We start from the raw sequence: 259 nt of genomic DNA, 5'->3' as shown, positions 1-259 counted from the left end.
AAGTTAAGACAGCGCATAACATGCCCCGCACCAATTTGACTTGATGAGTCAACTCTAATCGCTATGTGCATCTATTTTTGCTTATTTGGATATGCATCGTCGATTTGTTTATATAGTAAGCTTATACCTACACGCTCATCTACATCTGTTCTCAATTCGCGCGCAGAGTGAGTAGAAATATCTGTTGCTAGCATCGAGTAAAGCGGATTCCATGTAAACATTCTACTATGATCAAATTTGTAACTGTACAGACCTTCAC

At 39.0% G+C, this 259-nt stretch carries 1 protein-coding gene; it reads right to left on the bottom strand.

The genetic code is table 11. The features are described 5' to 3' along the window. Positions 1 to 71: 71 nt before the first annotated feature. Positions 72 to 259: hypothetical protein (locus tag SB756_RS31875; RefSeq protein ID WP_410913474.1), on the bottom strand; the 188-nt coding region annotated here is incomplete at its 5' end.

Origin of the sequence: Pseudomonas sp. SIMBA_068 (assembly GCF_046534705.1) — a bacterium.
Classification (GTDB): Bacteria; Pseudomonadota; Gammaproteobacteria; order Pseudomonadales; family Pseudomonadaceae; genus Aquipseudomonas; species Aquipseudomonas putida.
The sequence above is the reverse complement of the archived record's forward strand: the minus strand, read 5'-3'. Positions and strand labels throughout refer to the sequence as shown.